Origin of the sequence: Mesorhizobium sp. 2RAF21, from assembly GCF_052115345.1 — a bacterium.
Taxonomy (GTDB): domain Bacteria; phylum Pseudomonadota; class Alphaproteobacteria; order Rhizobiales; family Rhizobiaceae; genus Mesorhizobium; species Mesorhizobium terrae.
Window position 1 is genome coordinate 1 of the sequence record NZ_JBFRGM010000021.1, and the last position, 21,885, is coordinate 21,885.

The 21,885-nt window shown below is 63.8% G+C and carries 21 protein-coding genes; 6 read left to right on the forward strand and 15 right to left on the reverse strand.

The genetic code is table 11. The features are described 5' to 3' along the window. The 10 genes from AB4136_RS26790 to AB4136_RS26835 all read right to left on the reverse strand — a co-directional run. On the reverse strand, positions 1-680 hold a 680-nt coding region (locus AB4136_RS26790), incomplete at its 3' end, for a biotin/lipoyl-containing protein (protein ID WP_441931818.1). An 18-nt stretch (positions 681-698) separates the two neighbouring features. Next, complete coding sequence (locus AB4136_RS26795) at positions 699-2,087, reverse strand: pyruvate dehydrogenase complex E1 component subunit beta (protein WP_024924062.1); 1,389 nt, start codon at positions 2,085-2,087, stop codon at positions 699-701. Positions 2,088-2,102: 15 nt separating this feature from the next. Continuing rightward, positions 2,103-3,143: a pyruvate dehydrogenase (acetyl-transferring) E1 component subunit alpha gene (gene pdhA, locus AB4136_RS26800; RefSeq protein ID WP_024924063.1), complete on the reverse strand. Its 1,041-nt coding sequence runs from the start codon at positions 3,141-3,143 to the stop codon at positions 2,103-2,105. Between the two features lie 175 nt (positions 3,144-3,318). Continuing rightward, complete coding sequence (locus AB4136_RS26805; RefSeq protein WP_024924064.1) at positions 3,319-3,642, reverse strand: FtsB family cell division protein; 324 nt, start codon at positions 3,640-3,642, stop codon at positions 3,319-3,321. Between the two features lie 122 nt (positions 3,643-3,764). Further along, complete coding sequence (eno, locus tag AB4136_RS26810; RefSeq protein WP_024924065.1) at positions 3,765-5,039, reverse strand: phosphopyruvate hydratase; 1,275 nt, start codon at positions 5,037-5,039, stop codon at positions 3,765-3,767. Positions 5,040-5,159: 120 nt separating this feature from the next. Beyond that, positions 5,160-6,152, reverse strand: a complete 993-nt coding sequence (locus tag AB4136_RS26815) for an isopenicillin N synthase family dioxygenase (protein WP_024924066.1) — start codon at positions 6,150-6,152, stop codon at positions 5,160-5,162. 97 nt (positions 6,153-6,249) lie between these two features. Then, positions 6,250-6,453: a dodecin family protein gene (locus tag AB4136_RS26820; protein ID WP_024924067.1), complete on the reverse strand. Its 204-nt coding sequence runs from the start codon at positions 6,451-6,453 to the stop codon at positions 6,250-6,252. Positions 6,454-6,547: 94 nt separating this feature from the next. Further along, positions 6,548-7,381 carry a 3-deoxy-8-phosphooctulonate synthase gene (gene kdsA / locus AB4136_RS26825; RefSeq protein WP_024924068.1) on the reverse strand — a complete coding sequence of 278 codons (834 nt, stop codon included), beginning with the start codon at positions 7,379-7,381 and terminating at the stop codon, positions 6,548-6,550. Continuing rightward, the gene (locus AB4136_RS26830) at positions 7,378-8,280 is read right to left on the reverse strand and encodes a VOC family protein (RefSeq protein WP_051504901.1); all 903 of its coding nucleotides are present in this window, start codon (positions 8,278-8,280) and stop codon (positions 7,378-7,380) included. Before AB4136_RS26830 ends, kdsA begins: the two co-directional genes overlap by 4 nt. A gap of 122 nt (positions 8,281-8,402) precedes the next feature. Next, positions 8,403-8,915, reverse strand: a complete 513-nt coding sequence (locus AB4136_RS26835) for a GNAT family N-acetyltransferase (protein WP_024924070.1) — start codon at positions 8,913-8,915, stop codon at positions 8,403-8,405. A gap of 186 nt (positions 8,916-9,101) precedes the next feature. Here AB4136_RS26835 and AB4136_RS26840 point away from each other — a divergent pair, with 186 nt between their 5' ends. Next, positions 9,102-10,550, forward strand: a complete 1,449-nt coding sequence (locus AB4136_RS26840) for an NCS1 family nucleobase:cation symporter-1 (protein ID WP_024924071.1) — start codon at positions 9,102-9,104, stop codon at positions 10,548-10,550. A gap of 374 nt (positions 10,551-10,924) precedes the next feature. Here AB4136_RS26840 and AB4136_RS26845 read toward each other — a convergent pair whose 3' ends face one another. The 5 genes from AB4136_RS26845 to tpiA all read right to left on the reverse strand — a co-directional run bounded on the left by AB4136_RS26845 (position 10,925) and on the right by tpiA (position 16,195). Further along, on the reverse strand, positions 10,925-11,464 hold the full coding sequence (locus AB4136_RS26845; RefSeq protein ID WP_024924072.1) for a DUF1697 domain-containing protein: 540 nt from the start codon (positions 11,462-11,464) through the stop codon (positions 10,925-10,927). A 16-nt stretch (positions 11,465-11,480) separates the two neighbouring features. Next, positions 11,481-13,118, reverse strand: coding sequence for a CTP synthase (locus tag AB4136_RS26850; protein ID WP_137900708.1), 1,638 nt, complete (start codon positions 13,116-13,118; stop codon positions 11,481-11,483). A 138-nt stretch (positions 13,119-13,256) separates the two neighbouring features. Beyond that, positions 13,257-14,378: a L,D-transpeptidase gene (locus AB4136_RS26855; protein WP_024924074.1), complete on the reverse strand. Its 1,122-nt coding sequence runs from the start codon at positions 14,376-14,378 to the stop codon at positions 13,257-13,259. Between the two features lie 431 nt (positions 14,379-14,809). Next, complete coding sequence (gene secG / locus AB4136_RS26860; protein ID WP_024924075.1) at positions 14,810-15,286, reverse strand: preprotein translocase subunit SecG; 477 nt, start codon at positions 15,284-15,286, stop codon at positions 14,810-14,812. A gap of 141 nt (positions 15,287-15,427) precedes the next feature. Further along, positions 15,428-16,195, reverse strand: coding sequence for a triose-phosphate isomerase (gene tpiA, locus AB4136_RS26865; RefSeq protein WP_024924076.1), 768 nt, complete (start codon positions 16,193-16,195; stop codon positions 15,428-15,430). A gap of 118 nt (positions 16,196-16,313) precedes the next feature. Here tpiA and AB4136_RS26870 point away from each other — a divergent pair, with 118 nt between their 5' ends. From AB4136_RS26870 to AB4136_RS26890, 5 genes are read left to right on the forward strand one after another with little or no spacing between them, the layout of a single operon-like run. Further along, positions 16,314-18,209 (forward strand): peptidyl-prolyl cis-trans isomerase, encoded by a 1,896-nt coding sequence (locus AB4136_RS26870; RefSeq protein ID WP_024924077.1) that lies wholly within the window; start codon positions 16,314-16,316, stop codon positions 18,207-18,209. Further along, entirely contained in the window at positions 18,206-19,216 is a 1,011-nt protein-coding gene (gene trpD / locus AB4136_RS26875) for an anthranilate phosphoribosyltransferase (RefSeq protein WP_024924078.1), read from the forward strand. The genes AB4136_RS26870 and trpD overlap by 4 nt, the downstream gene beginning before the upstream one ends. A 4-nt stretch (positions 19,217-19,220) precedes the next feature. Next, positions 19,221-20,033, forward strand: a complete 813-nt coding sequence (gene trpC / locus AB4136_RS26880) for an indole-3-glycerol phosphate synthase TrpC (protein WP_024924079.1) — start codon at positions 19,221-19,223, stop codon at positions 20,031-20,033. A 2-nt stretch (positions 20,034-20,035) separates the two neighbouring features. Then, positions 20,036-20,521 carry a cyclic pyranopterin monophosphate synthase MoaC gene (gene moaC, locus AB4136_RS26885; protein ID WP_024924080.1) on the forward strand — a complete coding sequence of 162 codons (486 nt, stop codon included), beginning with the start codon at positions 20,036-20,038 and terminating at the stop codon, positions 20,519-20,521. Next, the gene (locus tag AB4136_RS26890) at positions 20,521-21,726 is read left to right on the forward strand and encodes a molybdopterin molybdotransferase MoeA (protein WP_137900709.1); all 1,206 of its coding nucleotides are present in this window, start codon (positions 20,521-20,523) and stop codon (positions 21,724-21,726) included. The genes moaC and AB4136_RS26890 overlap by 1 nt, the downstream gene beginning before the upstream one ends. Positions 21,727-21,885 lie beyond the last annotated feature (159 nt).

Sequence of the window (21,885 nt, forward strand, 5' to 3'; positions counted from 1 at the left end):
GTCTTCCTCATATTGTCGTGCGGGACGAGATCGTAGGAACCCTGCTCGAACAGTTTCAGCACCGCCTCGTCCGACATCGGCTTGGCAGCCGGTGCACCGCCAACGGCAGGTGCTGCGGCCGGAGCAGGCGCGACCTTGGCCACGCCACCACCGGCAAGCGCCGCCTCGACATCCGCCTTCACCACGCGCCCATGCGGGCCGGAACCGGTGACGGCGGAGACATCGACGCCGGCATCCTTCGCAATGCGACGAGCGAGCGGCGACGCGAAAGTGCGCTCGCCGGCGGCAACAGGTGCCGCCCCATTCGCAACCGGCTTCGGTGCAACTGGCGCTGCCGCAGCGGTTTGAGCTGTCGGAGCTTCGGCCGGCGCTTCCGCCTTGGGCGCCTCCGCCTTGGCGGGTACTGCACCACCCTTGGCGGCGGCACCGGCATCCTCGCCTTCGGCGGCCAGGATGGCGATCACGGCGTTGACCTTTACACCCTCGCTGCCAGCCGGCACAACCAGCTTGGCAACGGTACCTTCATCGACGGCTTCGACTTCCATCGTCGCCTTGTCGGTCTCGATCTCGGCGATCACGTCGCCCGGCGAAACCTTGTCGCCTTCCTTGACCAGCCATTTGGCAAGATTGCCCTCCTCCATGGTGGGCGAGAGGGCCGGCATGGTGATGTTGATCGGCATGTTGTCCTCCCGGCCAGATCAGCGATAGGTGACGGCTTTCACCGCCTCGATCACTTCCGCGACATTAGGCAGCGCCAGCTTCTCGAGATTGGCGGCATAGGGCATAGGCACGTCCTTGCCGGCGACGGTGATGACCGGCGCGTCGAGATAGTCGAAAGCCCGGCGCGACACCTGGTTGGCGATGTAGTCGCCGACCGAGGACTGCGGGAAACCTTCCTCCACCGTGACCAGGCGATTGGTCTTCTTCACCGAGGCGATGATGGTATCGATATCCATCGGGCGGATGGTTCTCAAATCGACGATCTCGGCGTCGATGCCGAGCTTGGCCAGTTCCGCCTCGGCCTTGACCGCGTAGGTCATGCCGATGCCCCATGAAACAATGGTGACGTCCTTGCCCACCTTGTGGATGCGCGCCTTGCCGATCGGCAGAATGAAATCGTCCATTTTCGGCACGTCGAAGGAGTGGCCGTAGAGGATTTCATTTTCCAGGAAGATGACCGGGTTGGGGTCGCGGATCGCTGCCTTGAGCAGCCCCTTGGCGTCGGCCGCCGTATAAGGCTGCACGACCTTGAGGCCGGGAATGTGGCTGTACCAGGCGCCATAGTCCTGGCTGTGCTGGGCCGCCACGCGCGACGCTGCCCCGTTCGGGCCGCGGAACACGATCGGCGCACCCATCTGGCCGCCGGACATATAAAGCGTCTTGGCCGCCGAGTTGATGATCTGGTCGATCGCCTGCATGGCGAAGTTGAAGGTCATGAATTCGACGATCGGCTTGAGGCCCGTCATCGCGGCACCGACCCCGACGCCGGCAAAGCCGTGCTCGGTGATCGGCGTGTCGACCACGCGCTGCGGGCCGAATTCCTGTAGCAGGCCTTGGGTGATCTTATAGGCACCCTGGTATTCGGCGACTTCCTCGCCCATGACGAAGACGTCCGCGTCACGGCGCATTTCCTCGGCCATGGCATCGCGCAAGGCTTCGCGCACGGTGGTGGAAACCATTTCGGTTCCGGCCGGAATATCGGGATCGGCCGCGATCTGCGCTTTCGGCGCCGCGGCGACGGGAGCGGCGGCCAGCTTCTCGGCCGGAGCCGGCGCTGGCTCGGCTACGGCCGGCGCCTCGGCCTTGGCCGGTGCGGCCGCCTTGCCGATATCACCGGCGCTTTCGCCGTCCTGCAACAGCATCGCGATCGGCGTGTTGACCTTGACGCCTTCGGAACCGGCGGCGATCAGGATCTTTCCGAGCGTGCCTTCGTCGACGGCTTCCACTTCCATGGTCGCCTTGTCGGTCTCGATTTCGGCAATGACGTCGCCCGGGGCGACCTTGTCACCCTCGTTTTTCAGCCATTTCGACAGATTGCCCTCTTCCATGGTCGGCGAGAGCGCGGGCATGAGAATTTCGATCGGCATGGTCGCACCCTCCCCTTAGATCGTGATGTCCGTCCAGAGCTCGGACGCATCCGGCTCGGGATCGGTCTGGGCGAAGTCGGCGGCGTCGGCGACGATGTCGCGCACGTCCTTGTCGATGGCCTTGAGATCGTCCTCGCTCGCCCATTTCTTGGCGGCCAGGCGCGCCTTGACCTGTTCGATCGGATCGTGCTCGGAGCGCATCTTCTGCACTTCCTCCTTGCTCCGGTACTTGGCCGGGTCCGACATCGAGTGGCCGCGGTAGCGATAGGTCTGCATTTCGAGGATGATCGGGCCGTTGCCCGCGCGGCACCATTCTGTAGCGAGCTCCCCAGCGGCCTTTACCGCGCGCACATCCATGCCATCGACCTGGATGCCGGGGATGCGGAACGACAGACCGCGCTGCGAGAAGTCGGTCTCGGCCGACGAGCGCGTCACCGAGGTGCCCATGGCATAGCGGTTGTTCTCGATCACATAGATGACCGGCAGCTTCCACAGCGAGGCCATGTTGAAGCTTTCGTAGACCTGGCCCTGATTGGCGGCGCCGTCGCCGAAATAGGTCACCGAGACATTCTTGTTGCCGCGATAGCGGTTGGCGAAGGCGAGGCCCGTGCCCAGCGACACCTGCGCGCCGACGATGCCGTGACCGCCGTAAAAATTCTTTTCCTTGGAGAACATGTGCATGGAGCCGCCCTTGCCCTTGGAGTAGCCTCCACGGCGTCCGGTCAGCTCGGCCATCACACCGCGCGGGCTCATCTCCATGGCCAGCATATGTGCGTGGTCGCGATAGGCGGTGATCATCTGGTCGCCTTCGATCAGCGACATTTTGAGACCAGTGACGACAGCCTCCTGACCGATATAGAGATGGCAGAAGCCGCCGATGAAACCCATGCCGTAGAGCTGGCCGGCCTTTTCTTCAAAGCGGCGCATCAACAGCATCAGGCGGTAGGCGGAGAGTTCCTGCTCCTTTGAAAAGTCTAACGGTTTTGGAGCTGAGAGGTTCGGCAATTTGCCGTCGGATTTGGATTTGGCAGGCGCTTTTCTGGCGGCGGTTGCCATGCTTCACTCCCTGTTGCGTCTCTTCGCGGACACGGGGGAGCAGCTTGCCTCTCCCCACCGATTGGAGAAAAGGCTAACATGCAAGCTGCCGTTCCGCCATGCGGAAAAATGCATGGCTGACATGCACGTAAGCGATTAGAAATATTGAAAATAACCTTGATTAACCGACTTTCGGTTAATTCGATTTCGTCGGCAGCATGATGACGAGCTCGTCGGCGCTCGTCACATTCAGCGTGCGGCGCGCCTGCTCGTCCAGCATATCCTTCTCCAGCGAGCCGTCATGCAGAAGCCGGACCCGCTGCTCGATTTCCATGCGGCGCGCTTTCACCGACGCCAGCTGTTCTTGCAAGCCCGCGACCTGCGCCTGGAGTTTGGCCTTCGAATTGATGCCGAACGCGCCATGATAGGCATGATAGCCGAAATAGCTCAAGAACAGCGCGCACAGGGACGGCACGATCAGCCGTCCGGCATTTGTCTGCTTGTGCTGGCGTGTCCACATCGGCGCGACTCCTCGTCCACCTCTTGTCGCCCGATTGTGCTTAATGGAGGGTTACGGCGAGGCCGCGGATGCAAAAAGGGCGGGCCTCAGGCCCGCCCTTCGTTGAGGCTGGATTTGCCTGATTAGGCTCTGAGGATCGACGTGCCGGCGTAACGTGCCTGCTTGCCGAGCTCTTCCTCGATGCGGATCAGCTGGTTGTACTTGGCGGTGCGGTCCGAACGTGCCAGCGAGCCGGTCTTGATCTGACCGCAATTGGTGGCGACGGCGAGGTCGGCGATGGTCGAATCCTCGGTCTCGCCCGAACGGTGCGACATGACGGCGGTGTAGCTGGCCTTGTGCGCAGTCTCCACCGCATCAAGCGTCTCGGTCAACGAGCCGATCTGGTTGACCTTGACCAGGATCGAGTTGGCGACGCCCATCTTGATGCCATCGCGCAGGCGCGCCGAATTGGTGACGAACAGGTCGTCGCCCACCAGCTGCACCTTCTTGCCGCACAGGTCGGTCAGATACTTCCAGCCTTCCCAATCGTCCTCAGCCATGCCGTCCTCGATCGAGATGATTGGATAGTCGGCGGCGAGCTTGGCGAGATATTTTGCCTGCGCCTTGGGATCGCGGGTCTTCTTCTCGCCTTCATAGACGTAGTTGCCGCCCTTGAAGAACTCCGTCGCAGCGCAATCGAGCGCCAGCGCCACGTCCTGGCCCGGCTTGAAGCCGGCCTTTTCGATCGAGGCCATGACGAAATCGAGCGCGGCCTGGGCGCTCTTCAGGTTCGGTGCGAAACCGCCCTCGTCACCGACATTGGTGTTGTGGCCGGCTTCCTTCAGGCCCTTCTTCAGCGTGTGGAAGATTTCCGAACCCCAACGCACGGCGTCGCGCAGCGTCGGCGCGCCGACGGGCATGATCATGAATTCCTGGAAGTCGATCGGATTGTCGGCATGGGCGCCGCCATTGATGATGTTCATCATCGGCACCGGCAGCACGCGGGCGTTCGGGCCGCCGACATAGCGGTAGAGCGGCAGGCCGGATGCCTCGGCCGCAGCCTTGGCCACGGCGAGCGAGACGCCGAGAATGGCGTTGGCGCCCAGCCGGCTCTTGTTCGGCGTGCCGTCCAGCTCGATCATGGTCTGATCGATCTGGATCTGGTGTTCGGCCTCCATGCCGCCGATCGCCTCGAACAGCTCGCCATTGACGGCCTCGACGGCGCGCTCGACACCCTTGCCGAGATAGCGCGGACCGCCGTCGCGCAACTCCATCGCCTCATGCGCACCGGTGGAGGCACCGGATGGCACTGCGGCACGACCCATCGAACCGTCTTCGAGGACGACATCGACCTCGACCGTCGGATTGCCGCGGCTGTCGAGGATTTCACGGCCAACTATGTCGATGATGGCGGTCATTTGAGGCTCCTGCTTGGGATGAGGACAAAATGCGGGGCTCACCGGCGGGTGACGCTGCGCAAACTCAATAGCCCAAGCCCCGCGAAACGCAACGCGCTAAAAGCCAGTTTTCGGCCTTTGTCAGGCTGCCGGCTTCACCGTCGCGCTGAATTTCCCCATCAGGTAGGGACCGGACTGCACGGGCTGGTAGCGCGGCACCTCTCCCGGCTTCAGGCAGGTATCCAGGCAGGCGATCTCCTGGTGCCAGTTGGGTTGATGGAAGAAGGCGAGCGACTGGCGCCTGGACGATTTGGCCGCACCGACATCGGGATTGACGACACGGTGCAGTGTCGAAACCCAGCGGTCGTTGGTCCACAACGCCATCAGGTCGCCGATGTTGATGACGAAGGCGCCCGCTACCGGCGGCACCTCGCGCCATTCCCCTTCCGGCGTGTAAATTTGCAGGCCGCCCGAACCCGGCTGCGGCAGAAGGATGGTCAGGCTGCCATAGTCGGTATGGGCGCCGGCGCGCAGCTGGCCGACCAGCGGCGGGGTGTCGGTCTCGGGATAGTTCAACGCCCGCAAGGCACTGATCGGCCGATCGATCATCGGCTCGAAATAGTCTTCCCGCAGGTCGAGCGCGACGGCGAAGACGCGCATGATGCGCGCCGCCAGATCTTCCATGGCGGTGTAATAGGCTTTCCACGCTTCGACGAAACCATCCGGCGCATCCGGCCAGATCGTCTCGGCGTAGCAGAAGGACAGCGCCTGCGGATCGGTCAGCCCCTCGGGCACCGAGAGCGGACCGCCATTGAAACTTTCCTTCAAATCCGGCGGCGTGTCAGCACCCTTGGACCTCGCCAGCGCCTCTACGCCGGGACCGAGATAACCATAGGGATAGCCGGGATAGGGCGCCCTCACCTTTTCCTTGGCTTCCGGCGGCCGATCGAAAAAGGCTTTGGCCTTCGACCAGACGGCGTCGATCACCGCCGGCGGTACCGAATGGCCGCTGATTGCGAGAAAGCCGGTTTCCCGGCAGATCGCGTCGACCTCGCGGCCAAGCGCCTTGCGCCCAGCCGTATCCGCCGCCTCGAAACGCGAAAGATCGAAGACCGGAAACGCCGTCGCAACCATTTTCCACTCCCCTCAGATTTTTGTTCTGGTTGGAGCATAACGTTGCGCTTGGCGGCGCTTCAACGAGGAAGCGTTGTTCCAGGCTTGCTGCTTGGGATCACTCGGCGAGGATGAAGGTGACCTTCATGTTGACCCGGTAGGCGACGATCTTGCCGTTCTCGACCACGACCTTCTGGTCCTGGATCCAGGCACCCTCGACATTCTTAAGCGTCTTGGAAGCGCGCTCGACGCCCTTCTCGATGGCGTCCTGGAAGCTCTTCTTGGATGATGCAGTGATCTCGGTAACGCGGGCGACGGACATATCCTACTCCTGACGACGAGCCAATTTGCCGGGCGAGCCTACAACCGGCCGCCAGCGCTCGCAAGCAAGGGTAGTCGATACAGGGTCGCCGCCGTCAGCCCTTGGCGATGCGGTCGAAAGCCATCAGCCGCTCAAGCAGCGCCGGCATGTCCTTGAACGGCACCATGTTCGGCCCGTCCGACGAGGTCGAATTATCGGGGTCCTCATGCGTCTCGACGAAGACACCTGCGACACCCACAGCCACAGCGGCCCGGGCCAGGGTTTCGACGAAACGACGTTCGCCGCCGGAGGTGGCACCCTGCCCGCCCGGCTGCTGCACGGAATGGGTGGCGTCGAAAATCACCGGCGCGCCAATCTCGGCCATGATCGGCAGCGCGCGCATGTCGGAGACCAGCGTGTTGTAACCGAAGGAGGCACCACGCTCCGTCACCAGCACATTGGCGTTGCCCGAACCGGTCACCTTGCTCACGACATTCTTCATGTCCCACGGCGCCAGGAACTGTCCCTTCTTGACGTTGATGACCTTGCCGGTCTTGGCTGCAGCCACCAACAGGTCGGTCTGGCGCGACAGGAACGCCGGGATCTGCAACACGTCAACATGCGGCGCCACGATCGCGCACTGCTCTTCAGTGTGGACGTCGGTGAGGATTGTTACGCCGAGTTCCTTGCGGAGGTCTGAAAAGGCCGGCAATGCTGCCTCGAGACCGGCGCCGCGCGTGCTGGACAGCGAGCTGCGGTTGGCCTTGTCGAAGGAAGATTTATAGACAAAACCGATGCCGAGTTTCTGCGTGAGTTCCTTCAGCTTGCCGGCCATGTCGAAAGCATGCTGGCGCGACTCGAACTGACATGGACCGGCAATCAGCGACAGCGGCGCGTCATTGGCAAACAGTGTCTTGCCGACGGTCACTTTGGCATTGGGTTTGGTCATGTCCGTTCCTCGAAGATGAAGGCTGCACCCTGGCCGTCTGCTTGGGGCACCACAAGCCGGCCATCGCGCAGATGGTGTTTTACATGCGCGGACACAAGCAGACGTTCGGTCGCAACAAGATCGGCGGTCGCGAAGACCACGGCGACGAAACGCAAAGCCGAACGCGCGCCGGCACCAAGACCGAACTTCGCCTCATACTCCGCCCCGTGCATCAACTCGATATCGGCATTGGGCAGAGCCAGCCGACTTTCCGCCACAGCGGCCTTGTTGGGCGCGCCCGCGGCAATAGCGAGCAGCTTGCGCAGCCTCGCCACATCGTCGCTCACCGCCACAACGCCGCGGATTGCAACGGCGCCGTTGGCATGCGCTTGCAGTGCGGCCCGGTCGACCTTGGGGGCATTGACACGCTGGCAGGCGAAGACGAAGGCGTCCGGCGTATCGCGCCCGGAGGCGAAAGCCAGCCGGAATGAAACCGTGTCGCTCTTGCCGGAGCGGTCGGTGAAGGGGCGCGAAAAATCGAGCCTTTCGCCGGCCGAAATATTCGCCTCGACATAGGCACGATGGTCGGCGTCGGCATCTTCGGTACCGAAGACGATGGCCGAAAACCCTTCGGCGCCATGCTCTTCGCGATAGGTGTGGTCGCGGGCGACAAAGACGTTGCCGGCCATGATTGCCTGCGCGGCGACCTCGGCATCACCCACGGCCAACGGCTCGAGAAAGGTGCCGTCAGCCAGGTAAACGCAGCAATTCTCGGTGCCGAAAGGATGTATGCCACGCGGCGCCACGGTGAATCCGAGAGCGGCGAGCCGAGCCTCTGCCGCGCCGAGGCTTTCAGTCGGCAGCACGATATGATCGAGCGGATGGGCTGGTCGGTGCATGTTGGCGGCGGTGTGCATCATTCTGGCTGCCGGTTCAAGCGAAATGGCGGCGCAATCGCGCTCCGGCCGCATTCCCTGCCACGCCCCTGCGTCAACCGCGTGACGTGAACGGTGGAATTGCCCGACGATTGGTAAGTAACAGCCTACGACTGCAGGTCAAAACGCCAGTCGTTGCTGCGCATCAGCTTGCCCGGCGGGTATTCGAAATCATGTTCGCCCATCAGGACAAAACCGAGTTTGCGGCAGATCGCGTTGGAAGCGAAATTATCGGGCGACGGGAAGGCGTGCAGATAACGATGCCGCGCCTCACCGCGCAACACGCCGATCAGCAGGCCGGTCCCCCTGGCAGCGAGGCCACGGCCTTGCAATTCAGGCACGACCGCCCAACCGGTTTCGTAGACTGGCTGATCCTGCCAGGTTTTCCGCCAATAGCCGACCGAGCCGGCGCCTGCCCCATCGAACGATATCTTGAACATCCGGGTTTCGCCTGGAGCGGTGCTCTCCAGGTAGCGCCGGTGGCGATCGGCCAGCTTTTCAGGTGTTTCAGGACCGCCTATGTGCTGCTTTTCCGCTGGCGTATTGCAGCGTTCGAGGATGTCGAAATCCCTGGAAGACCAGGTTTTCAGCGTAACAGTGCCGTCCTGCGCGACAATCATTCAAGCCATCCTCGGCAGTTCTCGACGACTCAACCGCGTGGCCGGCGAGCGCAGAATCGCTAGCCGATAACCCTGTTTCTCGTTGAATATCTTTTTCGGAAAACCCGGCAAATCATTTTCTTCCCCTTACCCAACGTCAGACCTAACCTGCACTACAAAAAAACAAGGTCATGAGAGGGAACAACTATGACCATCAAAGGAGCTTCGCCCGGCCTTTACAATGAGGATCTGGCGCCCGCCAAGGTCCGCAATTGGGGGCCATTCTCGATCTTCAACGTATGGACTTCCGACGTCCACAGTCTGTGGGGATACTATCTGGCCGCCAGTCTGTTCCTTTTTTGCGGCGGCTTTTTCAACTTCATCATCGCCATTGGTATCGGCTCGCTGATCATCTACGCGCTGATGAACCTCGTCGGCTATGCCGGGGTCAAGACCGGCGTGCCCTACCCCGTGCTCGCCCGGGCTTCCTTCGGCATCTGGGGCGCAAACGTGCCGGCGCTGGTGCGCGCCATTGTCGCCTGTTTCTGGTACGGCGCGCAGACGGCCGCCGCCTCCGGTGCCATCGTCGCGCTGCTGATCCGCAACGAAGGCATGCTCGCCTTCCACCAGAACAACCACCTGCTCGGCCACTCAACGCTGGAAGTGATCTGCTTCGTCGTCATCTGGGCGCTGCAGCTGCTTATCATCCAGAAAGGCATGGAGACGGTGCGACGTTTCCAGGACTGGGCCGGACCGGCGGTGTGGATCATGATGCTGATCCTGGCCATCTATCTCTGTGTAAAATCAGGGAAATTCGCCTTCACCAGCGACATCCCGCTCGACGTGCTGCGTGAAAAGACCAAGGACGCCGGTATTCCGGGCGATCCAGGCTCATGGACGGCGCTGTTCGGCGTCGCGGCCATCTGGGTCACCTATTTCTCGGCGCTTTACCTGAATTTCTGTGATTTCGCCCGCTATGCGCCGGACAAGGCGGCGCTGCGCAAGGGCAACATCTGGGGCCTGCCGGTCAACCTGATCCTGTTCTCGCTGGTCGCCGGCGTCACGACCATCGCGGCCTATGATGTCTATGGCGAAGTGCTGCTGCATCCCGACCAGATATCGGCAAAATTCGATAGCTGGTTCCTGGCGCTGCTTGCCGCGCTGACCTTCGCGGTGGCGACGCTCGGCATCAATGTGGTGGCGAACTTCGTCTCGCCGGCCTTTGATTTCTCCAACGTCTTCCCGCGCCAGATCGACTTCAAGAAAGGCGGCTATATCGCTGCCTTGATTGCGCTTATCCTCTATCCCTTCGCACCGTGGGAGGGCAGCGCGGCGAGCTTTGTCGGCATCATCGGCGCTACCATGGGCCCGATCTTCGGGGTGATGATGGTCGACTACTACCTGATCCGAAAAGGCGAGGTCGATGTCGAGGCACTCTACCGCGAGGATGGCGAGTTCCGCTTCCAGGGCGGCTGGCACGTCAACGCCTTCATCGCGGCCGGCATCGGCGCTGTCTTCTCGTCCATCCTGCCCAATTTCACCAACTGGCTGCCGGTATGGTGGGGTGTCTATGGCTGGTTCTTCGGCGTCGCCATTGCCGGGGTCATCTACTACATCTTGCGCTCGGCCTCAGCCGCCGTGCCGGTCAAAGCCTAGGATTTTTGCTCTCCCAACCTCGACGGGCGGAGGCGCGATTGCCGCGTTTTCCGCCCTTTTTCTTGCCGTTTTTCACGACCGCGTCCGGAATGGATATGTCCGGTCCAGGCCTCCGATGTGGACATCGACGCCCGGCCGGGGACGCGGTGAAAAAACTAACGCGTTCGCTTTCAATGATTTGCCGATCAAGGGCCCTGAAACGGCCCGCGGATTTATTCACCTTGAGCCAAATGACTGCAAAATCGGGTCAAACGGTTTCAAAGTCGCGTGCCTTGGCTTCACTTTGGCTGCCCCGAATGCGCAACCGGCGAAACTGGCGCGGCGGCCCCGGCCCTTCTCGCCGAGCACCCTGGATTTCATGTGTAAGTAAAAGATTACGGAGTTAGAATCTCGGCCAATTTGCGCACGGTGTTCCAGTTGCGCGAGGTGCCGATGCCGAGGCGTTTGTGGCCGACGGCGGACAGCAGGCGCGAATTCGGTCGCTCCCGCGAAAACACGATCCAGATGTCGCCGCCGACGATCGCGATCTTCTCGTCCGCTGCCGCATAGGCCTTGAGCGAACCGATTTCGGCCGCCGGCGCCGGTCGGCGCATGACGCGGACCGCAACCTGGTCGGCGGCCTCGAGAGACTCGTTCGGGAACGGGTTGCCGGCGGCCAGCGCCAGCCAGCCGGTTGCGTCGCGCACGATGATGTCGACATGCCGGCCGAAGGTTTTGGGAAAAGCCGCCTCCAGCCGGCTTTCCAGCTCGGCTATCGGCGTTTCGGGTGCATCGAACACCAGATTGCCGCTGGCGGCGAGCGTGCGCAGGTTTGCGAAGCCCAGCCCCTCGGCCATCGCCTTGAGGTCGGCCATCACCACGCGGCGCTGCGGCGTGAGCACGATGGAATAGAGCAGCGCAATATAGGTCCGCACTGCCCTACCCTTATCTTCAGACCAAACGGCTCTGCGCGATCGCCGCCTCGATGAAGGAGGAGAACAGCGGGTGCGGTTCCAGCGGCCGGCTCTTCAATTCCGGATGATACTGGACGCCGATGAACCAGGGATGGTCGGGATATTCGACCGTCTCTGGCAGCACGCCGTCGGGCGACATGCCGGCGAACACCAGCCCGCATTCCTCCAGCCGCTGCTTGTAGTCGATGTTGACTTCGTAGCGGTGGCGGTGGCGTTCGGAAATTTTTGTGTCGCCGTAGATGTCGGAGATCTTCGAGCCGGATTCCAGCCGCGCTTCATAGGCGCCAAGCCGCATCGTGCCGCCGAGGTCGCCGGCGGACTGCCGCTTCTCCAGCATGTTGCCCTTCAGCCACTCGGTCATCAGACCGACGACCGGCTCCTTGGTCGGGCCGAACTCCGTCGAGGACGCTTTGTCGATGCCGGCCAGCGAGCGGGCCGCCTCGATGCAGGCCATCTGCATGCCGAAGCAGATGCCGAAATACGGCACCTTGCGTTCGCGCGCGAACTTGGCCGCCAGGATCTTGCCTTCCGAACCGCGTTCGCCGAAACCGCCCGGCACCAGAATGCCGTGCACCTTCTCCAGGAACGGAGCCGGGTCTTCCTTCTCGAACACCTCGCTCTCGATCCAGTCGAGCTTGACCTTGACGCGATTGGCAAGACCGCCATGCGACAATGCCTCGATCAACGACTTATAGGCGTCCTTGAGGCCGGTATATTTGCCGACGATGGCGATGGTGACTTCGCCCTCGGGATTGTGGATGCGCTCGGCCACGCCCTGCCAAGGCTCCATGCGCGGCTTCGGCGCCGGCTCGATGCCGAAGGCGGCAAGCACTTCCGTGTCCAGCCCTTCATTGTGATAGGCCATCGGCACATCGTAGATGTGGCCGACATCGAGCGCCTGGATGACGGCCGATTCGCGCACATTGCAGAACAGCGACAGCTTGCGCCGCTCTTCCTTGGGGATCGAGCGGTCGGCGCGCACGAGCAGGATGTCGGGCGCGATGCCGATCGAACGCAGTTCCTTGACCGAATGCTGCGTCGGCTTGGTCTTCAGTTCGCCGGCCGCCGGGATATAGGGCATCAGCGTCAGGTGCACATAGACGGCATTGTTGCGCGGCAGGTCGTTGCCGAGCTGGCGGATCGCCTCCAGGAACGGCATCGCCTCGATGTCGCCCACCGTGCCGCCGATCTCGCACAGCACGAAATCGTAGTCGTCATTGCCATCGAGCACGAAATTCTTGATCTCATCGGTGACGTGCGGAATGACCTGCACGGTCGCGCCCAGATAGTCGCCGCGCCGCTCGCGCTCGATGATGTTCTTGTAGATGCGACCAGTGGTGATGTTGTCGTTGTGATTGGCCGAGCGGTTGGTGAAACGCTCGTAATGGCCGAGATCGAGATCGGTCTCGGCGCCATCGTCAGTCACGAACACTTCGCCATGCTGGTAAGGCGACATCGTGCCGGGGTCTACATTGAGGTAGGGATCGAGTTTTTTGATGCGCGCGCGGTAGCCGCGCGCCTGCAACAGGGCTCCAAGAGCCGCTGCGGCAATGCCTTTTCCAAGGGAAGAAACCACGCCGCCGGTGATGAATACATATCGGGCCATGGGAACCATCGCTTAGCGCGGCTGAATTGATTCCGCCAGTGGAAAAACCGCCGCGCATGGTTTTTCCCGGAGATGAAGGCTGCCGGAACGCAGCCAAAACAAAAGGGCCGGCTGGAGCCGGCCCTTTCGCCAATTGTGTGTACCGCGTTACAGGACGACGACCTTGGTGCCCATCTTGACGCGGTTGTAGAGCTCGATGACGTGGTCGTTGATCATGCGGAAGCAGCCATTGGAGGCGCTGGTGCCGATCGACTGCGGCGCAATCGTGCCGTGGATGCGCAGATGCGTATCCTTCTTGCCGTCATAGAGGTAGATGGCACGGGCGCCGAGCGGGTTCGCACCGCCGCCGGGCATTCCGTCCTTGTACTGGCCGTATTTCTTCGGCTCGCGTTCCTGCATGTCCTTGGTCGGGATCCAGCGCGGCCATTCCTGCTTGTCGCCGACGGTGGTCATGCCCTTGTACTGCAGGCCTTCCTTGCCGACCGCGATGGCGTAGCGGCGAGCCGTGCCCCAGGATTCGACCAGATAGAGCCGGCGCTCTTCGGTGTTGATGACGATGGTACCGGGCTCGTAGCCGGTGAACGCCACTTCCTGCGGTTCGTATTCCGGCTTCACCTTGAACGGCTTCTTGGACTGCTTGCGGTCGAGCGCGGCGTCGAGCGCGCGCGTCTGCGGCAGCATGGACATCGAAGACGAGCCGGCAGCACCGCCGAACAGACCGGCGAACAGGCCGTTGTTGGGACGCGTAGCGGTTTCACCCGGGCGCGGCTCGCTGCGCAGCTCGCCATTGTTGCCGTTTGAAACGACGTCCTGTGCTTCTGGCGTCAGCGGCTCTTCCACGACAGCGGGGATCGGCTGTACCGGCTTTGCGGTTTCAAGTTTCACCAGCTTCTTGGCCGACTTGGCGTCTTCGGCGTCGGCGTCCTGAACGACCGGCTTCTGACCCTTCTTGGTCAGGAATTCCTGACGGGCGGCATCCGCCTTGGCCTTGGCGGCCTCGCGCATGGCCATCTTGCGGGCTTCGAGCACTTTTTCCTTGGCCAGTTCGCGCTCGACCCGGACCTGCTTCTCCAGTTCCTGGATGCGGGCGAGATCGGCCTCGGTCGGCTTCTTTTTCTTCTTGAGCTGTTTCAGCTCGACAGCGGCGCTCTTGGTCTTGGCGATATCCGCCTTGGCTGCCTTGGTATTGGCTGGCGCGGCCGCATAAGCAGGCGCACCAAGGGTGAGCACGGCACAAAGGCCGGCGAGAATGAAACTGCGAAGCCGCATGGCGAGGTTCCGTCCAGAAGAAATGCGTGTTGCCCACGGCAACAGCGGGCGCCCGGAAGGTGCCTCAATTGCCGCAATTTCGCTATAATCGAACAGCCGGCACCTGCTCAAGCGCCAACGGCACACAGATGAGATCGAATCTTCGTGATTGCCGCGCATTTGCCGCGACTGTGTTCAAACGACAACAGATCGCAACATTACTGTGCCAGCGCCGGCGTTGTTTGCCTGGCTATTGTCCAGAATCGGGACGGACAGCCCGCGCCCGTCCCGCGCCAGCACCCTTCCCTGGATTTCCCGAAGGGCCAGCGCCGCGCGTGCCATTCGCCGCCGCAGCGTGGACGAGCAAATAAAAACGCCCGCCGGACCGGTCGGTCCCACGGGCGTTTCTGGATTGGACAACGCGGCCGCTGGAGCGCCGCGCGCCTGTTCGCTTACTGGTTTGGAACCTGCGGCTGCGCCGGCTGTGCCGGGGCGGGAGCGGTGCCAGCCGGAGCGGTGGTCGCCGCGCCATCGCCGGTCGGCGCGGCCGGAGCCGTCGATTGCGGCTTGGCGGCGCCGTCGCCCGAAGCCGGGGCGGCAGTGCCTGCCGGAGCAGCCGGAGTGACCTGGCCCGGAAGCTTGTCGAGAACGCCCTTGCCGCCGGTCTGCTGCGTCACCGGAGCGCGGTCGAGGAAATCGGTCGCCTTGCCGCCGTAACGCGCCGAGATCGACAGGATCAGCGAAGTGGCGAAGAACAGTGCCGCGAGGATCGCCGTCGCGCGGGTCAGCGCGTTGGCGGCACCGCGGGCGGTCATGAAGCCCGAACCGCCGCCGATGCCGAGACCGCCGCCTTCCGAACGCTGCAGAAGCACGACGCCGACAAGCGCGAGCACGATCATGAGATGGACGACGATCAGGACTGTTTGCATTGTCTACCTTGGCAAAGCTGGCTTGGGCGCCAGCGGCGACCGGTGAACAGGTGGCGGCTCTTACAACGCTTTGATGGCATTTCCAAGCCCGGCACCGGAATATGGGGACCGGTGCCGGCTTTGCAACCGAAAAGCACGCCGTCAGAGGTTGCGATAGGCCTCGGCGATGCCAAGGAAATCGGCCGCCTTGAGGCTGGCGCCGCCGACCAGCGCGCCGTCGACATTGGCGACGCCAAGCAGTTCGACCGCGTTGGATGGCTTGACCGAGCCGCCATAAAGAATGCGCATCTTGGCCGCGGCCGCCTGGCCGAGCTTTTCGGCGAGCTTTTCGCGGATATGGGCATGGGCCTCAGCCACATCCGCGGCCGTCGGCGTCAGGCCGGTACCGATCGCCCAGACCGGCTCATAGGCGAGCACCGCATTGGCGGCTGTCGCGCTGGACGGCACCGAACCCGCGACCTGCGTGGACAGAACATCGAGCGTCGCGCCGCTTTCGCGCTGCGCGCGGGTTTCACCGACGCAGATGATGGCGACCAGCCCGGCGCGCCAGGCGGCCTCGGCCTTGGCGTGGACGGTGGCGTCGCTCTCGCCATGGTCGGTGCGGCGCTCGGAATGGCCGACGATGACATGGCTGGCGCCGGCATCCTTCAGCATCTCGGCCGAGACGTCGCCGGTATGGGCGCCGCTCTGATTGGCATGGCAATCCTCGCCGCCGACGTGAACCGGCGTTCCGGAAACCGTTTCGGCGGCGCGCGACAGCAAGGTCGCCGGCACGCAGACCAGCGCGTCGGTCCTGGCGTCGAGCCCGTTGATGAAGCCCTGGCCGATGGAGCGCAGTTCGGGAAGCGAGGCGCTGGTTCCGTTCATCTTCCAGTTGCCTGCCACGAGAGGGCGTATTCCTGGTGTCATTCTTGTGATCTCCGGCCGGTCTGTCGCGGTCTTCCCTACCAAAATCAGGCCACAAAGCAATCGACAGTGGGCGTGAAGGACGCTATTGCGCTTGGCTTGATTTAATTTGGACAACGACATGCTCTCTACATTGCGGAACGCGGCGGGAACCTGGGTCGCGAAAGCGCTGCTCTCCCTGTTGGTGGTGAGTTTCGCCGTCTGGGGCATCTCCAGCCGCATGATGGGCACCATCGCCGGCCACCACAGTGTGCTGACCACGGGCGGCACTTCCGTCTCCGTCACCGAATACCGCCTCGCCTATGACCGCGAGATCAACGTCATGTCGCAGCAGTTCGGCCAGCGGCTGACGCGCGAACAGGCCAAGCAGCTGGGCGTCGAGAATCGCGTTCTGTCGCAGCTGGTCTCCGGCGCGGTGCTGGACGAGCAGGCGCGCAAGCTCGGCCTCGGCCTTTCGGAAAACCGCATCGCCGAGCTGACCCGCGAGGACGCCGCCTTCAAGGGCGCCGACGGTCAGTTCGACCGCCGCATGTTCGACTATGTGCTGCGCCAGATCGGCATGCGTCCGGAAGACTATCTGAAGAACCGCATGCAGGTGGCCACCCGCCAGCAGATCGTCGAGGCCGTCTCCGACGGCATGAAGGCGCCGGACACCTTCCTCAAGGCTGTCGCCCTTTATCGCGGCGAGGACCGCACCGTCGACTATCTGGTGCTGCCGAAGGCGATGGTTGAGCCGATCAATCCGCCGTCCGACAGCGACCTGAGGGCCTATTTCGAGGCCAACAAGAAGAAATACGCCGCGCCCGAATACCGCAAGTTCTCCTATGTGCGCCTCGAGCCCGAGGACATCATGGACCTCTCCGCGGTGACCGAGCAGCAGATCAAGGACGACTACGAGAAGAACAAGGCGCGCTACACGACGCCTGAAACCCGCACCATCCAGCAGCTCGTCTACAAATCGCCGGAAGCCGCCAAGGCTGCCGTCGATTCGCTGAAGAGCGGCGGCACCTTCGACAAGCTGATCACCGCCGAGGGCAAGACGCCGGCCGACACGCTTCTGGGCACGCTCTCCAAGGACAAGATCGGCGACAAGGCGGTGGCCGAGGCGGCCTTCGCGCTGAACGCCAACGAGGTCAGCCAGGTCATCCAGGGCGCCTTCGGCCCGGTGCTGGTGCGCGTCACCGAGATCAAGCCGGAAGTGGTGAAGCCGGTCGCGGAAGTCACAGCCGAGATCCGCAAGGAACTGGCCGTCAACGAGGCGAGCCGCATCCTGCTCGACACCCACGACGCCTATGAGGACGCCCGCGCCGGCGGCGCCACCATGAAGGAAGCGGCCGAGAAGCTGAAGCTCAAGGTAACCACCGTCGACGCCCTCGACCGCACCGGTCAGCGGCCGGACGCCACCGTGGTCACCGGCCTGCCGGAATCGGTGGCGCTGATCCGCGCCGTGTTCGACGCCGGTCAGGGCATCGAGAACGAAGGCCTGACCACCGCCGACAACGGCTATGTGTTCTATGAACTGAACGGCGTCACCCCTGCCCGCGACCGTCCGCTCGACGAAGTGCGTCAGAAGGTGGTCGCCGACTGGACGCTGGCCGAAGCCGACAAGCGCCTGACCGCCAAGGCCGACGAGCTGGAAAAGCGCGTCAAGGCTGGGGCCACGCTCGAAACCGTCGCCGGCGAACTCAAACTGGAGAAGCAGACCAAGCGCGGCCTCAAGCGCGAGACCGACGACGCCGATTTCGGCAAGGACGGCACCTCCGCCATGTTCGCCGTCGGCGAAGGCGGCTCGGGCGTCGTTTCGGCACCGACCGGCGCCGCCAAGATCCTGTTCAAGGTCGCCGAAGTGTTCGAGCCGGCCGGCGTCGATGCCAACACCATGCCCGACGACGTCAAGAAGACCTTCGCCTCGGGCATGTCCGACGACCTGCTCGACGAACTCGTGGCACAGCTGCGGACGCAGTTCGAGGTGCGCGTCGACCAGACAGCCGTTTCGCAGGCCCAGCAGGTCCAATGAGCGCGCTGAAGCCCCATATCGCCCGCGTGGCGGCCGGGCACAGGCTGTCCTTCGAGGAGGCGCGCGAGGCCTTCGACATCATCATGTCGGGAGACGCGACGCCCGGCCAGATCGGTGGCTTCCTGATGGCGCTGCGCGTGCGCGGCGAGGCGGTGAGCGAGATTTCCGGCGCGGTCGCCACCATGCGCGACAAGATGCTGCGCGTCGAGGCGCCGGCCGGCGCGATCGACATCGTCGGCACCGGCGGCGACGGCTCGCATTCGCTCAACATCTCGACCGCCTCGGCCTTCGTCATCGCCGGCGCCGGCGTGCCGGTGGCCAAGCATGGCAATCGCGGCCTGTCCTCGCAGACCGGTTCGGCCGACGTGCTGACCGGCCTCGGCATCAAGCTCGACCTGACGCCGGAGGCCATCGGCCACTGCATCGCCAAGGCCGGCGTCGGCTTCATGTTCGCGCCGTCGCATCACCCGGCCATGAAACATGTCGGCCCGGTGCGCGGCGAACTCGGCACCCGCACCATCTTCAACCTGCTCGGACCGCTGTCCAACCCGGCCGGCGTCACCCGCCAGATGGTCGGCGTGTTCGCGCCCGAATGGATTTTGCCAGTGGCCGAGACATTGAAGGCGCTGGGCGCCGACCATGCCTGGGTTGCGCATGGCGACGGCTATGACGAGATCACCACCACCGGCGAGACCGAGGTGGCCGAACTGGTTGGCGGCGCGATCCGTAGCTTCAAGCTGACGCCCGAGATGGTCGGTCTCAAGCGGCATTCGAAACAGGATCTGCGCGGCGGCGACGCCGCCTACAATGCCGAGGCGCTGCGCCGCATGCTGGCCGGGGCGCCGGGCGCCTATCGTGATACAGTGCTGATGAACGCCGGCGCCGGACTGGTGGTGGCCGGCAAGGCGGCGACGCTGGAGGACGGCATCGCGCAAGCGGTCGCCGCCATCGACAGCGGCAAGGCCAAGGCGGTGCTCGACCGGCTGGTGAAGGTTTCCAACGAGTAGGGCCATGGCCGATATCCTGCGCAAGATAGAAGCCTACAAGCGCGACGAGATCGCCGCCGCCAAGGCGCGCGTGCCGCTGGCCGAGATGAAGGTGCGCGCCGCCGATGCCGACCGCCCGCGGGGTTTCCTGGCGGCGCTGGAGACAAAACGCGCGGCCGGCGCCTTCGCGCTGATCGCCGAGATCAAGAAGGCGAGCCCGTCCAAGGGGCTGATCCGCGCCGATTTCGATCCGCCGGCGCTGGCGCGCGCCTACCAGGCGGGCGGCGCTGCCTGCCTCTCGGTGCTGACCGACGCACCGTCGTTCCAGGGCGCGCCGGAATTCCTGACCGAGGCGCGCAAGGCTTGTAACCTGCCGGCGCTGCGCAAGGATTTCCTGTTCGATCCCTATCAGGTCTACGAAGCGCGTGCCTGGGGCGCCGACGCCATCCTCATCATCATGGCAAGCGTCGACGACGGGCTGGCCGCCGAGCTCGAGGAAACCGCTTTCTCGCTCGGAATGGACGCGCTGATCGAAGTTCACGACGAGGAAGAAACGACGCGGGCGCTGAAACTGCGCTCGCGCCTCATCGGCATCAACAACCGCAATCTGCGCACCTTCGAGACCAGCCTCGAAACCTCGGAGCGCCTCGCCGGCATGGTGCCGGACGGGCGCCTGCTGGTCAGCGAAAGCGGCATCTTCACCCATGAAGACTGCCGCCGCATGGAAAAGAGCGGCATCGGCACCTTCCTGGTCGGCGAAAGCCTGATGCGACAGGCCGACGTGACCGGCGCCACGCGCACGCTTCTCGGGCTCGACGCCAGGGCCGAGGCCCTCTGACCGTGGCCGGCAGCGCCCTCACCCATCTTGGCGCTCAGGGCGAGGCGCATATGGTCGATGTCGGCGACAAGGCCGAGACGGTTCGCACTGCGGTGGCCGAAGGTTTTGTTGCCATGCAGGCCGACACGCTCGCCATGATCCTTGCGGGCAATGCCAAGAAAGGCGATGTGCTGGGCACCGCCCGCATCGCCGGCATCATGGCCGCCAAGAAGGCGCATGAACTGATCCCGCTCTGCCATCCGCTGCTTTTGACCAAGGTTTCGGTCGATATCGAGCCGGACCACGCCCTTCCCGGCCTGAAGGTAACGGCGCTGGCGCGCGTCACCGGCAAGACCGGTGTCGAGATGGAGGCGCTGACGGCCGCCTCGGTCGCCTGCCTCACCATCTACGATATGGCGAAGGCGGTGGACCGCGCCATGACCATTTCCGGTATCCGGCTGGTCGAGAAGACCGGCGGCAAATCCGGCGACTACAAGGCGGGTGCCTGATGTCGCTGGTGCCGGTCGACGACGCGCTGGCGCGCCTTCTCGGCGACGCCATGCCGCTGCCCGCCGAAACCATCCCGCTTGCCGAGGCTTATGACCGGGTTCTGGCCGAGCCGCTGGTGGCGCTGCGCACGCAACCGCCTTTCGACGCCTCCGCCATGGACGGCTATGCCGCCCGCGGCGCGGACGTGGCGGCTGCGGCGGGTCGCCTCACGGTGATCGGCCAGGCGCCGGCGGGCCGCGGATTCACCGGAACGGTGGGACCCGGCGAGACCGTGCGCATCTTCACCGGAGCGCCGCTGCCGGCCGGCGCCGACACCGTCGTCATTCAGGAAAACGTGCGCAATCTCGGCGACGGCAAGGTCGAACTTCTGGAGCCGACCGCCGAAGGGCGCAATGTGCGCCGCAAGGGCCTGGATTTCGAGAGCGGCAACGTGCTGCTCGACAAAGGCCGGCTGCTTGACGCCGCCGCTTTGTCGCTTGCCGCCTCCGCCAATCACCCCACGGTGGCTGTCGTTCGCCGGCCGCTGGTCGCCATCATCGCCACCGGCGACGAATTGCTGCCGCCGGGCAGCGTGCTTGGTTCCGGCCAGATCATCTCGTCCAACGCCTATGGCGTCGCCGCCGCGGCGCAGGCGGTGGGCGCCAGGGCGCTCGACCTCGGCATCGCCGCCGACCGCAAGGACGCGATCGCCGCTTTGGTCAGGCATGCCGTCGACGCCGGTGCCGACATCATCGTCACGCTGGGCGGCGCCTCGGTGGGCGACCACGATTTGGTCCACGACGTGCTGACCGGCGAAGGCATGACGCTCGACTTCTGGAAGCTCGCCATGCGCCCCGGCAAGCCCCTGCTGTTCGGCCGCATGGGCGCCATTCGCTGCATCGGCCTGCCCGGCAATCCGGTCGCCAGCCTGGTCTGCTCGCAACTGTTCCTGAAACCGCTGCTCGCCCGCCTCGGCGGGCGCCTCTTCAGGCAAGACATGCGCGAGGTGAAACTGGCAAGTAATATGCCGGCTAATGATCGGCGCCAGGATTATGTTCGCGCGGTCGTGGAGGAGCGCGCTGGCGCCCTCATCGCCACCCCGTTGGGCATCCAGGACTCCTCGATGCTGCGCACGCTGGCCGATGCCAACGGGCTGATCGTGCGCCCGCCCTTCGCCGCCGCCGCTATCGCCGGCGAGCCCTGCCAGGTGCTGATGCTGCGCTGACGAGCGGAGCAAAAAACTGGCGGCAGCGAAGAACTGTTTTCAAGCCGCCGCACGTCCGCCTCGGACGTACAAAAAGCTCTTTAATCCCTTGAATTTACGCGTTGTTTTTACCGAACACCGATCCCGATTCTCGAACCGTCGCGCGCGGCATCGTTAGGT

What these genes read in the sequence shown, in the direction of transcription:
- AB4136_RS26795 (WP_024924062.1), bottom strand. Translation starts at nt 2,087, where the DNA reads ATGCCGATCGAAATTCTCATGCCCGCGCTCTCGCCGACCATGGAAGAG.
- pdhA (WP_024924063.1), bottom strand. Translation starts at nt 3,143, where the DNA reads ATGGCAACCGCCGCCAGAAAAGCGCCTGCCAAATCCAAATCCGACGGC.
- AB4136_RS26805 (WP_024924064.1), bottom strand. Translation starts at nt 3,642, where the DNA reads ATGTGGACACGCCAGCACAAGCAGACAAATGCCGGACGGCTGATCGTG.
- eno (WP_024924065.1), bottom strand. Translation starts at nt 5,039, where the DNA reads ATGACCGCCATCATCGACATAGTTGGCCGTGAAATCCTCGACAGCCGC.
- AB4136_RS26815 (WP_024924066.1), bottom strand. Translation starts at nt 6,152, where the DNA reads ATGGTTGCGACGGCGTTTCCGGTCTTCGATCTTTCGCGTTTCGAGGCG.
- AB4136_RS26820 (WP_024924067.1), bottom strand. Translation starts at nt 6,453, where the DNA reads ATGTCCGTCGCCCGCGTTACCGAGATCACTGCATCATCCAAGAAGAGC.
- kdsA (WP_024924068.1), bottom strand. Translation starts at nt 7,381, where the DNA reads ATGACCAAACCCAATGCCAAAGTGACCGTCGGCAAGACACTGTTTGCC.
- AB4136_RS26830 (WP_051504901.1), bottom strand. Translation starts at nt 8,280, where the DNA reads ATGATGCACACCGCCGCCAACATGCACCGACCAGCCCATCCGCTCGAT.
- AB4136_RS26835 (WP_024924070.1), bottom strand. Translation starts at nt 8,915, where the DNA reads ATGATTGTCGCGCAGGACGGCACTGTTACGCTGAAAACCTGGTCTTCC.
- AB4136_RS26840 (WP_024924071.1), top strand. Translation starts at nt 9,102, where the DNA reads ATGACCATCAAAGGAGCTTCGCCCGGCCTTTACAATGAGGATCTGGCG.
- AB4136_RS26850 (WP_137900708.1), bottom strand. Translation starts at nt 13,118, where the DNA reads ATGGTTCCCATGGCCCGATATGTATTCATCACCGGCGGCGTGGTTTCT.
- AB4136_RS26855 (WP_024924074.1), bottom strand. Translation starts at nt 14,378, where the DNA reads ATGCGGCTTCGCAGTTTCATTCTCGCCGGCCTTTGTGCCGTGCTCACC.
- secG (WP_024924075.1), bottom strand. Translation starts at nt 15,286, where the DNA reads ATGCAAACAGTCCTGATCGTCGTCCATCTCATGATCGTGCTCGCGCTT.
- tpiA (WP_024924076.1), bottom strand. Translation starts at nt 16,195, where the DNA reads ATGACACCAGGAATACGCCCTCTCGTGGCAGGCAACTGGAAGATGAAC.
- AB4136_RS26870 (WP_024924077.1), top strand. Translation starts at nt 16,314, where the DNA reads ATGCTCTCTACATTGCGGAACGCGGCGGGAACCTGGGTCGCGAAAGCG.
- trpD (WP_024924078.1), top strand. Translation starts at nt 18,206, where the DNA reads ATGAGCGCGCTGAAGCCCCATATCGCCCGCGTGGCGGCCGGGCACAGG.
- trpC (WP_024924079.1), top strand. Translation starts at nt 19,221, where the DNA reads ATGGCCGATATCCTGCGCAAGATAGAAGCCTACAAGCGCGACGAGATC.
- AB4136_RS26890 (WP_137900709.1), top strand. Translation starts at nt 20,521, where the DNA reads ATGTCGCTGGTGCCGGTCGACGACGCGCTGGCGCGCCTTCTCGGCGAC.